This is a genomic window from Zoogloea sp. GDB6 (assembly GCF_056724105.1).
This window is the reverse complement of record NZ_CM161497.1, coordinates 3,152,850-3,165,119: the sequence shown is the minus strand read 5'-3', so window position 1 is coordinate 3,165,119 and position 12,270 is coordinate 3,152,850. Positions and strand designations below refer to the sequence as shown.

9 protein-coding genes are annotated in these 12,270 nt (G+C 67.5%); 3 read left to right on the top strand and 6 right to left on the bottom strand.

Translation table 11 applies throughout. The features are described from left to right. The 3 genes from moaE (at position 1) to AC1PQG_RS14275 (ending at position 5,184) form a co-directional block, all read left to right on the top strand. Positions 1-492 carry a molybdopterin synthase catalytic subunit MoaE gene (gene moaE, locus AC1PQG_RS14285; protein ID WP_481118510.1) on the top strand — a complete coding sequence of 164 codons (492 nt, stop codon included), beginning with the start codon at positions 1-3 and terminating at the stop codon, positions 490-492. A 277-nt stretch (positions 493-769) separates the two neighbouring features. Continuing rightward, complete coding sequence (locus AC1PQG_RS14280; RefSeq protein ID WP_481118509.1) at positions 770-3,949, top strand: efflux RND transporter permease subunit; 3,180 nt, start codon at positions 770-772, stop codon at positions 3,947-3,949. Further along, positions 3,946-5,184: an efflux RND transporter periplasmic adaptor subunit gene (locus AC1PQG_RS14275; protein ID WP_481118508.1), complete on the top strand. Its 1,239-nt coding sequence runs from the start codon at positions 3,946-3,948 to the stop codon at positions 5,182-5,184. The genes AC1PQG_RS14280 and AC1PQG_RS14275 overlap by 4 nt, the downstream gene beginning before the upstream one ends. Before the next feature lie 55 nt (positions 5,185-5,239). On the opposite strand, the gene AC1PQG_RS14270 is transcribed toward AC1PQG_RS14275, so the two are convergent. The 6 genes from AC1PQG_RS14270 to AC1PQG_RS14245 form a co-directional block, all read right to left on the bottom strand. Beyond that, on the bottom strand, positions 5,240-7,057 hold the full coding sequence (locus AC1PQG_RS14270; RefSeq protein ID WP_481118507.1) for a TRAP transporter large permease subunit: 1,818 nt from the start codon (positions 7,055-7,057) through the stop codon (positions 5,240-5,242). 122 nt (positions 7,058-7,179) lie between these two features. Further along, on the bottom strand, positions 7,180-8,184 hold the full coding sequence (locus tag AC1PQG_RS14265) for a TRAP transporter substrate-binding protein (RefSeq protein WP_481118506.1): 1,005 nt from the start codon (positions 8,182-8,184) through the stop codon (positions 7,180-7,182). A 67-nt stretch (positions 8,185-8,251) separates the two neighbouring features. Continuing rightward, complete coding sequence (locus AC1PQG_RS14260) at positions 8,252-9,160, bottom strand: TRAP transporter TatT component family protein (protein ID WP_481118505.1); 909 nt, start codon at positions 9,158-9,160, stop codon at positions 8,252-8,254. Positions 9,161-9,280: 120 nt separating this feature from the next. After that, on the bottom strand, positions 9,281-9,952 hold the full coding sequence (locus AC1PQG_RS14255; RefSeq protein ID WP_481118504.1) for a hypothetical protein: 672 nt from the start codon (positions 9,950-9,952) through the stop codon (positions 9,281-9,283). A 131-nt stretch (positions 9,953-10,083) separates the two neighbouring features. Further along, positions 10,084-10,749, bottom strand: a complete 666-nt coding sequence (locus tag AC1PQG_RS14250; protein WP_481118503.1) for a hypothetical protein — start codon at positions 10,747-10,749, stop codon at positions 10,084-10,086. A 100-nt stretch (positions 10,750-10,849) separates the two neighbouring features. Continuing rightward, positions 10,850-12,262, bottom strand: a complete 1,413-nt coding sequence (locus AC1PQG_RS14245) for an alkaline phosphatase (RefSeq protein WP_481118502.1) — start codon at positions 12,260-12,262, stop codon at positions 10,850-10,852. Between the last annotated feature and the right edge of the window lie 8 nt (positions 12,263-12,270).

Genomic DNA, 12,270 nt, shown 5'->3' with positions numbered 1-12,270 from the left:
ATGAGTGAAATTCAGCGGCAGTTCGATTCCGTGGCGGTCCAGGAGGCCGACTTCGACGTTGGCGCGGAGATCGCGGCGCTGTCCGCCGGCCGTGCCGACGTGGGTGCGGTGGCCAGCTTCGTCGGCCTGGTGCGCGCCGACAAGTTGAGCGGGGAAGGCAGCGAGGTATCGGCGATGACCCTCGAACACTATCCCGGCATGACCGAGAAGTCCCTTGAAGCCATCGTCACCGAGGCTTACGGCCGCTGGAGCCTGCTCGGCACGCGGGTGATCCACCGCTTCGGGCGGCTGGTGCCCGGCGAGCGCATCGTCTTCGTCGGCGTGGCGTCGTCCCACCGGGGCGACGCCTTCGCCGCCTGCGAGTTCATCATGGACTACCTGAAGACCCGCGCCCCGTTCTGGAAGAAGGAAGACACGCCGGAAGGCGGGCGCTGGGTGGATGCCCGCGAGGCGGACGACGATGCGGCGTCCCGCTGGGACGCCTGCGACTGAGCGGCCTGCACGCAGCGCAGCAGGGGGCTGTTGGCGGAGTGTTGGTTTTGCCGCAGTCCGTCGTCGTGCCGGCCCTGGGTTCCGCGTCTGGGGCGGGTCTGCGGGGGTGGCGCAATTGCTGCTATTGAATGGGCTTCGGCCCGACTGTTTGTAAGTCCGCACCTGCGCATTTCTCCGGAACTCCAATGCCCATCTTGCGTCGGAGCACCGTTCATTCCTCACTCTCCTGCCAACCGTCCCTGTCGCTTTCCGGGCGCTGACCCAACAAGCCTAGATCATGTGGATCGTCAATATCGCCCTGCGGCGCCCCTACACCTTCATCGTGATGGCGCTGCTCATCTTCCTGGCTACGCCGCTGGTGCTGCTGCGCATCGCCACCGACGTGCTGCCGGAGATCAACATCCCGGTGATCAGCATCATCTGGAGCTACAACGGGCTGTCGCCGCAGGAGATGGCCCAGCGCATCACGACGCCCAATGAGCGCCTGCTGGCCACCACGGTCAGCGACATCGAGCATTTCGAGTCCCAGTCCTACAACGGCATCGCGATCATCAAGGTGTTCCTGCAGCCCAACGCGAGTGTCGACACCGCGATGGCGCAGATCGCCTCGACGGAGGGTGGGGCACTGCGCCAGCTGCCGCCAGGAATCAACCCGCCGCTGGTGATCAAGTATTCCGCGTCGGCGATTCCGGTGGTGCAACTTGGCGTGTCGAGCAAGTCGCTGCCCGAGCAGGGGCTCTTTGACACCACCTTCAACACGCTCAGGCCCAAGCTGGTGTCCATTCCCGGCATCGCCATGCCTTATCCTTACGGCGGCAAGAGCCGGGTGGTGTCGGTGGATATCGACAGCGGCGCGCTGCAGGCCAAGGGTCTGGCGCCGCTGGACGTGGTCAACGCGATCAACGCGCAGAACCTGATCCTGCCCGGCGGCACTGCCAAGCTCGGCGAGACCGAGTTCAACGTCAAGATGAACGGCTCGACGCGCACCGTCGAGGAACTCAACGACCTGCCGGTGCGGGTCGGCAACGGCCAGGCCATCTACCTGCGCGATGTGGCGGTGGTGCGCGACGGCTTCTCGCCGCAGACCAACATCGTGCGCATGGACGGCAACCGCGGCGTCGTGCAGTCGGTGCTGAAGAGCGGCGGCGCGTCCACGCTGCAGGTCATCGACGCGCTGCGCACGGCCTTGTCGGAGGCGCTGCCGAGCCTGCCCGACGACATCCAGGTCACGCCGCTGTTCGACCAGTCGGTGTTCGTCAAGGCGGCGATCTCCGGCGTGGTCCATGAGGGCCTGATCGCCGCTTGCCTGACCGCGGCGATGATCCTGCTGTTCCTCGGCAACTGGCGCACCACCTGCATCATCGCGATCTCTATCCCGCTGTCGGTACTGTCGTCGATCATCGTGCTGTATGCGCTGGGGCAGACCATCAACATCATGACCCTCGGCGGCCTGGCGCTGGCGGTGGGGATCCTGGTGGACGACGCGACGGTGACCATCGAGAACATCGAGCGCTACCTGCACCTGGGCCACGACCTGGAAACCGCGATCCGCGAAGGCGCGGGGGAAATCGCCGTACCGGCGCTGGTGTCGACGCTGTGCATCTGTATCGTCTTCGTGCCGATGTTCTTCCTCACCGGCGTGGCGCGTTTCCTGTTCGTGCCGCTGGCCGAGGCGGTGATCTTCGCGATGATCGCCTCCTACATCCTGTCGCGGACCCTGGTGCCGACGCTGGCCCTGCTGTTCATGAAGAACATGCAGCACGGGGCCGCGGCGCCGGACAGCCTGCTGCAGCGGGTGTACCGGCGCTTCGACGCCGGCTTCGAGCGCATGCGCGGCGGCTACATCGTGATCCTCAGCGCGCTGCTGCCGCGCCGCCGCAGCTTCATCGCGATCTTCCTGGGCGGCTGCGTGCTGTCGTCGGGGCTGTATTTCTTCCTCGGGCGGGATTTCTTCCCGGCGGCCGACGCGGGCATCATCCGCCTGCATTTCCGCGCCCCGACCGGCACCCGCATCGAGGAGACGGCGCGCCTGGCCGACCGCATCGACGCGGTGATCCGCGAGCAGATCCCGGCCGACGAGCTGGACACCATCCTCGACAATCTGGGTCTGCCCTACAGCGGCATCAACTTGTCCTACAGCAACGCCGGCACCATCGGCACGTTGGACGGGGAGATCCAGATCGCCCTCAAGGAGAATCACGGCTCGTCGGCCCACTACATCGACCGCCTGCGGGAGGAGTTGCCGCGCCGCTTCCCAGGTGTGGAGTTCTTCTTCCAGCCCGCCGACGTGGTGACCCAGATCCTCAACTTCGGCCTGCCGGCGGCCATCGACGTGCAGGTGGCGGGCAGCAAGCTGCAGGACAACTACCGCTTCGCCGCCATGGTAGAGAAAGCGGTGCGCCAGGTGCCGGGGGCGGTGGATGTGCATATCCATCAGCGTCTCGACCAGCCGTCCCTGCGCCTCGACATGGACCGCAGCCGCCTGCAGCAGATGGGACTGAGCGCCGCCAACGTGGCGCAGAACGTGCTGATCCCGCTGTCCGGCAGCTCCCAGACTGCGCCGAGCTTCTGGCTCAACCCGAAGAACGGGGTGTCCTACAGCATCTCCGTGCAGGCGCCCCAGTACCGGGTGGATTCCATCGACTCGCTGCTGCAGATCCCGGTGGCGGGGGCCAGCGGGGTGCCCAACCAGTTGCTCAGCAACCTGGTCCAGGTGTCGTCGGCGCGGGAGCCGGCCATCGTGTCGAGCTACAACATCGAGCCGGTGATCGACCTCTACGTGAGCGTGCGCGGGCGTGATCTCGGTTCGGTGGTGGCCGACGTGGAGCGCATCGTCGAGGAACTCAAGCCGCAGCTGGCGAAGGGCAGCAAGGTCACGCTGCGCGGCCAGGCGCGCACGATGAACTCGTCCTTTATCGGCCTCGGCATCGGCGTGGTGATGGCCATCGTGCTGGTCTATCTGCTGATCGTCGTGAATTTCCAGTCGTGGGTGGACGCCTTCATCATCATCACCGCGCTGCCGGCGGCCCTGGCGGGCATCGCCTGGATGCTGATGCTGACCGGCACCACGCTCAGTGTGCCGGCACTGACCGGGGCGATCATGACCATCGGTGTGGCCACCGCCAACAGCATCCTGATGGTGTCCTTCGCGCGTCAGCGCCTGCTGGCCGGCGAGCCACCGCTGTCGGCGGCATTGGAGGCCGGGGCGACCCGCCTGCGCCCGGTGCTGATGACGGCGCTGGCGATGATCATGGGCATGCTGCCGATGGCCATCGGTCTCGGCGAGGGCGGGGAGCAGAACGCACCCCTCGGCCGCGCCGCGATCGGCGGCCTGCTGTTCGCGACGCTGTCCACACTGGTTTTCGTGCCGCTGGTGTTTGCCTCGGTGCATCAATATTTTGCCCGCCGGGCCGCCGCTGCCCCAAGGCGGCCTTGCCGAAGGACATTCCTGACATGACTGACAATCGCCATTCCAGTATCGGCATCCATGGCCTGCACGCCCATGAGGGCGCCCAGGGAATCCACCGCCTGCGCCTGCTCAAGCGCACCCGCAACGTGGCCCTGGTGGGGCTCGCGGTGCTCGGGGCCGGCCTTGCCGGCGTCGTCGTCCATCGCTCGGCCACCGCCCGCGATCTGGCCACGGCGGCGGACATCCACGCCGCCCGCCATGTGAGCGTGGTGTCGCCGAAGGACAGTAGTAGCGACAGCGTGCTGAGTCTGCCCGGCACGCTGCAGGGCTACACGGAGGCGCCGATCTACGCGCGGACCAGCGGCTACCTGGCCGCCTGGTACAAGGACATCGGCGACGGTGTGAAGCAGGGCGAACTGCTGGCCCGCATCGACACGCCGGAAGTGGCCCAGCAACTGGTCGAGGCCAAGCAGGCACATGCCCAGGCCGTTGCCGCGCTGGTGCTGGCCAAGAGTTCGGTCGAGCGCTGGGAAGGCCTGCGCAAGCTCGACTCCGTCTCTCAACAGGAGGTGGAAGAACGCCGCAATGCCTATGCCCAGGCGAGTGCGGCCAATGCCTTGACCGCAGCGACGGTTCAGCGCCTGCAGAAACAGCTCGATTACAACCAGGTGGTGGCGCCGTTCGCCGGGGTGATCACCAAGCGCACGGTGGATGTGGGCAACCTCATCGACGCGGGCGGCAGCAGCAAGCAGCTCTTCGTGTTGACCCGCAGCGATCCGCTGCGCATCTACGTGCAAGTGCCCCAGGGCTTCACCCGCCGCGTGCAGCCCGGCGACAAGGCCAGCGTGAGTCTGGCCGAGTGGCCAGGCAGGGTGTTCACCGGCAGCATTGTGCGTACCGCCAAGGCCATCGACACCACCAGCCGTACGCTGCAGGTGGAGATCAATCTGCCCAACCCCAAGGGGGAACTGTTGCCCGGCGCCTACGCGCGGGTCGACATCAAGGCCCCGGCGACGGCCGGCGAGCCGAGCTTCCGGGTGCCCAGCAACACCTTGCTGTTCCGCCCCGAAGGGCCGCGGGTGGCGGTGGTCGGCAGCGACGGCAAGGTGCATCTGCAGGCTGTCACCATCAAGCGCGAGCTGGGGGTGGAAGTGGAACTGGGCAGCGGCGTGAAGGCCGACGACAGGATCGTGCTGAATCCGGCCGACTCCCTGGCCGAAGGGGATGCAGTGGTCGTCGCGCCGGTGGCCGACAAGAAGCCCGAGGCCAAGAAGGCCGGTTGAGGCAGGCGCGCAGGGCTTGGCTTATTGCGGGGCGCTACGGCGCCCCGCATCACTTTCAACCGCCGCTGCCGCCGACGAGGGCCGGCAGCCCGGTGGCCAGCCACGGCAGCCAGGAGATCGCCAGTGCGCCGAGGAAGATCGCCAGCAGGGCCGGCAGCACCGACACGGCGACCTCGCGGATCGGTTTGGCGAACATTGCCGACGCGAAGAAGATGTTCATGCCGGCCGGTGGGCACAGGAAGCCCATCTCCATCACCGCCAGGAAGATCACCCCGAAGTGCACCGGGTCGATGCCGTAGCTGATCGCCACTGGCAGCAGCAGCGGCACCAGCACGACGATGGCGGCGTAGATCTCCATCAGCGCGCCGGCGAAGAACAGGAACACGTTGAGCGCCACCAGGAAGGCGAACTTGTTCGGCAGCGCCTGTTGCACCCATTCCACGGCAGCGTCCGGAATGCCGGCGTCCACCAGGTAGTTGGTGAGGCCCAGTGCCATGCCGAGGATCAGCATCACGCCGCCGATGACCTGTGCGCAGTCGGCCAGGCAGCGGCGCAGCAGCGCCCAGTCCAGCTCCCGGTGGGCGACGGCCTGGGTGAGGATCGCGTAGGCGGCGGTGAGGGCCGCGCTCTCGGTGGGCGTCGCCACGCCGCTGACCAGGGAGCCGATGGCCACCAACGGGGCGAGGATCTCCCAGCGGGCCGCCCAGGCGGCGGACAGGGCTGCGCCGGCATCGGGCCGGGGTTGCGTGGTGTTCGTGGCCGTACCCTTGCCGCGACGCAGGTAGCCGCCGACCAGCAGCAGGGAGGCGACCATCACCAGCGCCGGGACGATGCCGGCCAGGAACATGGTGTTGATCGGCACGCGGGCGATGATCGCGTACATGATCAGCGGCACCGACGGGGCCAGCAACACGCCCAGGGCGCTGGCGCTGGTCACCAGGCTGATGCCCTTGCGTTCCGGAAAGCCGGCGTCGCGCAGCAGCGGCAGCAGCAGCCCGCCAAGCGCCAGGATCGTAACGCCGCTGCCGCCGGTGAAGGCAGTGAAGAAGGAACACAACAGCGCCGCGGCGATGGCCGTGCCGGTGACGCCGCCGCCGAAGCAGGCGGTGAACAACGCGCCAAGGCGGCCAGCCGCGCCGCTGCGGGCGAAGACCAGGCCAGCCAGCGTGAACAGCGGCAGGGCCGGCAGGGACGGATTGACGGTGATCTGGTAATGGCTGAGCGGCACCGAGGCCAGGGGTTGGCCCTCCGACCAGAACAGGGCCAGCGCCAGGCCGCCAAGGATGGCGAAGATCGGCGCGCCAGCCAGCAGGGCCAGCACCAGCCACAGGGCCAGCGGCGCCAGGGGCAGGGTGGCGTCGTCGAAATGGCGGGCGAAGGCGAAGCCGCCGGCGGTCAGCGCAAGGCCGAGCAGCAGACCGGTGATCCGGTGGCGGGCGCAGCGGCTGCCCAGCTTGAGGCCCAGCAGCAGGAAGCCGGCCGGCATCAGGGCCTGCACGCCCCACACCGGAATGCCGTAGGCCAGCTCGCGGCCGGCCTCCAGTTCGCTGGCGACGAAGTTCCAGCTGGCGCTGCCGAGCATGCCGCACAGCACCGCGGCGCTGCCCTTGGCGAACGCCGTCGAGGCCGCGCGTACGAGCGGATTGCGCGACGTGGCGAAGCCGTTGCCGAGGTTGGTCAGGTGTCCGCCGCGTTCGGCGAGGAGGGCCCCGAACATGGCCAGCGCGAGGCCCAGGTGCTGGACCAGCAGCGGCGCGTTGTCGATCCCCTTGCCATGCAGTGGGCGCAGGGCGATCTCGATCAGCGGGATCAGGGTCATCAGGGCCAGCGCGGCAGAGGCGATGGCTTCGTCGAAGGAGAGCAGGCGGCGCATGGGGGATCAGTCGGGGAGGTTGCTCGTGGGGGCCAGTTCAGGCGCCCCCCGGTGAGCAGGGCCGGTTGGGGGACGTTGCCCGAGCGAAGTCGGCGGGCGGATAAGCGCGCCCGCCGCACCGTTCAGCGCTTGCCGGCGCGGTAGGCCTTCAGCAGCGCGAAGACTTCGTCGAAGGTGTCGGCCGGCACCATCTTGCCGCGGATGCGTGGGTAGAGCTTGTCGGCCAGATCGTTCCATTCCTTCATCTGCTCGGCGTTGGGCTTGTGCACCTGCAGGCCGCGCTTCTTCATGGCTTCGACGGCCTCGTCCACTTCCTGGCGGGCCTTGGTGCGCATCTGTAGGCCGGCCTTGGCGCCGGCGCTGCGCAGGGCTTCCTGGGCGGCGGGGCTCATCTCGTCCCAGCTCTTTTTGGTGACGACCAGCGCGCCGACGATGGGCGCCCAGTTGATGTCGAGCATGTGCGGCGCGGTGTTATAGACCTGGCTGGCCAGCGCGAAGTAGGGCGTGGCGGGCACCGCGTTGATCATGCCGGTCTGGATGGACGGCAGGATGTCGGAGGTTTCCAGCGGCACCGGCGTGTAGCCGAGGCTCTTCATGATCTCCTGCTGTTCCGACTCCCCCGCCCAGGCGAAGAACTTCATCTTCTTGTAGTCGTCGGGGCGCAGGGCCGGCTCCTTGGAGAAGAAGCGTACCCAGCCGGCGTCGCCCCAGGCGAGGACGACGAAGCCCTTGTCGAGGAACTTCTTTTCCATGCCGGCGCGCATCTTTTCGCGCACATAGTCCACTTCTTCCCAACTGCGGAACAGCAGCGGCATGTTCTGCAGCGCGGCGATGGACGGCTCGATCTCGCGCAGGCCGACCACCGACAGTAGGGCGCCCTGCAACTGGCCGATGCGCATGCGGCGGGCCATGTCGGTTTCGCCACCCTGGCTGCCGTCCGGGTAGATCACGTACTTGGCGCCGTCGCCCTGGGCGGCGCGCCAGGCTTCGCCGACTTCCATCAGCTGGCGGTGGTAGAGGGAGTTCTTGGGGGCGAGGGTGCCGATGCGCAGCTGGCCGGCGGCCATGGCGTTGGCGCCGAGGAGGAGTCCGACAGCGAGGGCGGCAAGGCGGCTGAACTTGAACATGGGGCGTCTTTCTGTACGTTGAGGGCGAGCGGACGGCGCCGTGGGCGGCGGCCGACCGGGGCGGGCGTTAGAACAGGTCGTCGGCGGAGTCGAGGAGCCAGCGCGCGCGGCGGCGCATGACTTCGTTGGACAGGGCCAGCGGGCTGCCCGGTGGGTCCTGGATGGCGACGGCCTGCTGGAGCAGGTCGAGGAAGGCCGCCTTGTCGCCGGCCGGCTGGGCGATGCCTTCGGCCTTGCCGACGAAAGCGCCGGCATTGCGCCCGTTGCCGAGGCGTAGGGCTTCGTCGAAATAGGCCAGGGCCTGCTGGCGGCTGCCGCCGGGGCGGGCGGCCTCGAAGGTGCCCATCAGGCCGGCCAGGCTACCGTTGCCGAAGCCCGGTTCGGTGCGCCAAGCGAGCTGGGCCAGCGCGACGGCGAGGGGCAGGTCGGCGACGGTGTCGGGATCGTCCTTGGACAGGGAGATCAGGCCGCCCCAGGAAGCGGCGCCCCAGTAGGCGAGGGCGACCTGTTCGGGGGCGAGGCGCAGAGCCGCGAGTTGGGCCGGGTCGGCCAAGTGCTGGCGGAAGCCGGGCTGGGTCCGTTCGAGGGCGGCGAGGGCGTGGTCCCGGCCGCGCCGGTACAGGCGGGCGGCCCGCTCGCGCAGGCGCTGGGCGGCCTTGGCGTCGGTGGCTTCCAGGCGGTCGGCCTCAAAGGCGACGAAGGCGTAGGCGTACTGCGTGAAGCCACCGGCGACGGCGGCGGCCAGCGGGGCGTGTCCGGGCTGCTGGCGCAGCACCGATTCGGACAGCTTGAGGTAGAAGGCGCTGGCTTCGTGGGCCAGTTCCAGGTCATCCTCGCTGGACTGACCCTGGGCGGCCAGCTGGTCGGCGACGCCGCGCATGACCAGTTGGGTCGGGGAACAGGCGCTCAGGCCGGCAGCGAGCAGGATGGGGGCAGCGAGGCGCGCCAGACGGGCTGGCGTGGCGGTGATCGGCATGGGAGGGCGTGGGTCTGGTGGGCCGGCGTTTCGAGCCACATGCTCGAAACGCCGAGAAGATAGCCCGCCAATGTTGCGCGGGCGTGACCACCGGCCGCGCGCCGTCCCATGCCGACGGGATCAGCGGATCAGCTCGGCGAGCTTGCCCTTGGGAACGTTGAGGAAGCTGCTGATGGCGGCGAGGTGCTCGTTGTGTTCCGTGAGCTGGATGGGCCGCGGTTCGAGCACGTGCAGGTCGAAATGTCCCGGACGGTTGCCGTCCTGCTGCACCGAGTAGCCCCAGGTGATGCCGATGTTGAAGAGGCGGCCGATCGGGCCGTCGAGTTCGACCACGTAGTTGGCGAACTTGGTGTTGGTGAGGCCGGTGAACACGCCCCGTTCAAAGTTGCCGTTGATTTCCCGCGGGGTATCGATCAGCCAGCATTCGCTCTCGCCCAGCTGACGCATCTGCTGCCCGGCATAGGTGGCCGAGTGGGTGCCGATCTTCACGCCGTCGCTGCCGTACAGGCACTGTTCGAGGACGATGGCGGTGTCGTCGTCGGGGTATCGCTTGTCTACATTCCAGTCGCCGACGACGGTGTGGGCGAACAGCTGGGTCTGCGGCCGGATGAGCTGGAGCAGCCCGAGCTTGTGCTCGTGGCTGCCCTGGCGGGTGAAGCGGACCTTGAAGTCGGCACCGTACTGGACGGCAGTGCCGGCTTCATGGGGATTGAGTTCCCGGGTGACGTAAGGCGTGATGTCGAGTGCGAAGTGATCGAGCTGGTAGCTTTCGTGGTTTCCGTAATTGCTCATGGCCGTACCTTTCATGCTTGGGTAGGGGCAGGAATGCCCCGCGCGGCACCCGGGTCTTCATGCGAATGTTCTCCCTCCGCAGTCCGGGTGTCTGTTTATATAAATAGCATTTTTCGGTGCGGCCGGGGGACTCAGTCGAGCAGATCGGAATATTCCTTTTGAACATAGCCGTCGAGACGCGTCCATGGCAGCTTGGTGGGCATCGCCTCGCGGGTGGCGATCATCGTGCTGCGGTTGGTGCCGGCCTGGTTGGCCGATTCGATGCGGCGCGGGTACTGCTCCTTCTCGTCCCACAGTACCTGCACGCGGGCCTGGGCGGTGCCGCCTTCGTACCAGCGGGTGCCGGCTGGTGCGCTGCGGCTGCTGGCCTTCATGCGCTTGATCTGCTCCGGGTCGAGCAACTGGTTGGCGGTGGTCCATTTGCCGTCGAAGCCGATGTTGGTGTAATCCACCGGGGCGATATCCACGACCATCTTTTCGTGTTCATTGACGATGCGCACGCGCAGCTTGCCGTCATTGCCGCGCTGAACCCAGCGGGCAGCGGCGGAGGTGTCCATGTGCTTGTGGTTCTTGTCGCCGGCCCTGTGGTCCTCGGCTTCGTGGGCGTGGGCCGGCAGGATGCGCTCGACCCAGCTCTGGTTGTCGCGGCGGACCAGGCGCTCACCGAAGCGCACGATGCGGGTTACGCCGTCGGCGCCAAGGGTGGTGATGTCGTGCTCGACCTTGAGGGCCAGATCGTCGGCGAAGGCCGGGGCGGCGAGGAGGGTACCCAGTAGTGCGGGAAGCAGTCGTTTCATGATGTCGCGGGAAAAGAAAAAAGCCCGACCTGGGAAGGTCGGGCGAAAAAGGGGCCAGTCTTTCAAGCTAGGGCAGCCCCCCTGGATGGCTCGGTAGGGATCAGAGACCGAGGGCGGACTTCACCAGACCGAAGACCTTGGTGTTGACCATGGTGCCCTTGAAGCCGGCGTTGCCGGCGCCGGTGGAGAACAGCATCACGTCGCCGCCGCCGTGGGTTTCGTTGCCGACGGCGCCGAGATTCACGCCGACTTCCTGGATGTAGTCGTCGGCGGTGGTGTCCACACTGGTCAGGTCGTCACGGACGGCCTTGCGCGGGCCGCCGCCGTTGCCGAAGACCAGGGTGCCGTAGGGCTTGCCGTCGGCGGCGTTGGCGAGCACCGGCTTGCCCTGGACGGTGGTCTGGGTGATGTCGGTGACCTTGCCGAGGATCGGGTTGCCCTTGTGGGAGTAACCGTTGATGGTCATCGTGTGGTCGTGGTCGGCGGTGACGACGATCAGCGTGTTCTTGAGATCCACCAGGCTCAGGGCGCGCTTGATGGCGTCGTCGAAGGCGATGGTGTCTTCCAGCGCGCGCTTGGCGTTGGTGCCGTGCAGGGCGTGGTCGATACGGCCGCCTTCGACCATCAGGAAGTAACCCTTGCTGTTCTTCTGCAGGATCTTGATGGCCTTTTCGGTCATGTCGGCGAGGCTGGGCTCGTCGATGTTGTTGGCCGCCTTGGCGCGGTCCAGCTCGTAGTTGAGGTGATCCGCGTTGAACAGGCCGACCAGCTTGCTGGTGGACGCCGGATCAATGGCCTTGAAGGCAGTCCCGGTGTTCACGTAAGTGTAGCCGGCAGTCTGCAGCAGGGCGGTGAGGTCCTTGCCGTCGGTACGCTTGCCGCCGGCAGACGTGGGCCGGAAGAACTTGGAACCGCCGCCGAGCAGCACATCCACGCCGGCGCCGAGGGCCGCATTGAACTTGCCGGAGCCGGGCACGAACTGCGCGGCGATGTCGTTCTCGCCGTCGCGGTGGCAGATGTGGGAGTAGGTGACGGCCGGGGTGGCGTGGGTCACGCGGGTTGTCGTCACCGCGCCGACGGACTTGCCGGCGGCCTTGGACAGTTCCAGCAGGGTCGGCACGGCGGTGCCGTTGCCGGCGGTCGGGCAGGTGCTGTCGCCGGTGGCGCTGTTCACGTACGGGGTGGTGCCGTTGTAGGCCTTGGTGTCCGCACTCATGGACACCACCTCGTTGTTCATCTTCACGCCGGTCATGTAGGCGGCCATCGACGGGGCGGAGTCGGTGGTCTGGGCGTCGTTGGAGTAGGTCTTGATGCGCGCGGTGCGCTTCAGGCTCTCCATCGTCAGCTGGCCGGCTTCGCCGTACTTGTAGATGCGGCTGGCGGTGACGGTGGTGGGGCCCATGCCGTCGCCGAGGAAGAAGATGACGTTGGTGGCTTCGCCGGCGGCGAAGGCGGAGGAGGTGGCGCCGATCAGGGCGATGGCGGCCGCGCAGGTCTTGAAGTGGGTTTTCATCGTGGGTG

Excerpts from the sequence above, each read along its gene's own strand:
- moaE (WP_481118510.1), top strand. The coding sequence starts at position 1 with ATGAGTGAAATTCAGCGGCAGTTCGATTCCGTGGCGGTCCAGGAGGCC.
- AC1PQG_RS14280 (WP_481118509.1), top strand. The coding sequence starts at position 770 with ATGTGGATCGTCAATATCGCCCTGCGGCGCCCCTACACCTTCATCGTG.
- AC1PQG_RS14275 (WP_481118508.1), top strand. The coding sequence starts at position 3,946 with ATGACTGACAATCGCCATTCCAGTATCGGCATCCATGGCCTGCACGCC.
- AC1PQG_RS14270 (WP_481118507.1), bottom strand. The coding sequence starts at position 7,057 with ATGCGCCGCCTGCTCTCCTTCGACGAAGCCATCGCCTCTGCCGCGCTG.
- AC1PQG_RS14265 (WP_481118506.1), bottom strand. The coding sequence starts at position 8,184 with ATGTTCAAGTTCAGCCGCCTTGCCGCCCTCGCTGTCGGACTCCTCCTC.
- AC1PQG_RS14260 (WP_481118505.1), bottom strand. The coding sequence starts at position 9,160 with ATGCCGATCACCGCCACGCCAGCCCGTCTGGCGCGCCTCGCTGCCCCC.
- AC1PQG_RS14255 (WP_481118504.1), bottom strand. The coding sequence starts at position 9,952 with ATGAGCAATTACGGAAACCACGAAAGCTACCAGCTCGATCACTTCGCA.
- AC1PQG_RS14250 (WP_481118503.1), bottom strand. The coding sequence starts at position 10,749 with ATGAAACGACTGCTTCCCGCACTACTGGGTACCCTCCTCGCCGCCCCG.
- AC1PQG_RS14245 (WP_481118502.1), bottom strand. The coding sequence starts at position 12,262 with ATGAAAACCCACTTCAAGACCTGCGCGGCCGCCATCGCCCTGATCGGC.